Annotated in this window: 2 protein-coding genes; both read right to left on the bottom strand. The window is 59.1% G+C overall.

What is annotated here, in order from left to right:
• The coding region (gene rpsH, locus JF66_RS18850; protein ID WP_035880412.1) for a 30S ribosomal protein S8 at positions 1-140 on the bottom strand (140 nt) is incomplete at its 3' end.
• Positions 141-271: 131 nt separating this feature from the next.
• A complete protein-coding gene (gene rplE, locus JF66_RS18845) occupies positions 272-874 on the bottom strand; it encodes a 50S ribosomal protein L5 (RefSeq protein WP_051973760.1) in 603 nt (200 codons plus the stop codon).
• Positions 875-924: the final 50 nt, after the last annotated feature.

Genomic DNA, 924 nt, shown 5'->3' with positions numbered 1-924 from the left:
GAAATGTAGCCCTGTGCCTTGAGGATATCTGCGATGTGCGCTTTCAATTTGCTATGCGGCATCGACACTGTGTCGTGGTACGCCGAGTTAGCGTTGCGCAGTCTGGTCAGCATGTCTGCGACCGGATCTGTCATTGTCATTTTGTGGTGCCTTTCTCGCCTGGTTTCGCCCATCCGTTACACGGATGACGACCTGTGGTGGTGAGGGGGCCGGTCGGATGACCGGCCCCCGGGGTGAAAAACTAAAGAACCCGCTTGGGCTACTTTACTCGCTACTTTACTTCGGCCGACTTGAACGGAAAGCCAAGCGCCTTGAGCAGCGCGCGGCCCTCGTCGTTGTTCTGGGCGGTCGTCACAACGGTGATGTCCATCCCGCGAACGCGGTCGATGCGGTCCTGATCGATCTCGTGGAACATAACCTGCTCCGTGAGACCGAACGTGTAGTTGCCCGCGCCGTCGAACTGCTTGTCCGACAGCCCGCGGAAGTCGCGGATACGGGGAAGCGCCAGGCTGAGCAAGCGGTCGAGGAACTCCCACATGCGGTCGCCACGAAGTGTGACGTGCGCGCCAATGGGCTGTCCTTCACGCAGTTTGAACTGCGCGATCGACTTGCGAGCCTTGGTGACCTGCGGCTTCTGGCCGGTGATCTTGGTGAGGTCAGAAACCGCACCATCCATCACCTTGCCGTCGCGAGCTGCTTCTCCGACACCCATGTTGACGACAATCTTCGTCAGGTTGGGGATACGGTGCACGTTCGTGAAGCCGAGTTCAGTCGAGAGCTTCGCGCGAATCTCGTCCTGGTACTTCTGCTTGAGCCGCGGCTGGATTTTGCCAGCCGGAGCCGCAGCTTCTGTTGCTACTGCGGAGTCAGTCATTAGAGGTCCTTACCCGACTTCTTGGCGTAACGAACGCGGACCGTCTTGGT

The organism is Cryobacterium sp. MLB-32, assembly GCF_000738085.1.
Taxonomy (GTDB): Bacteria; Actinomycetota; Actinomycetes; order Actinomycetales; family Microbacteriaceae; genus Cryobacterium.
Note: the sequence above shows the minus strand (reverse complement) of the source record. Positions and strands in the feature narration are given on the sequence as shown.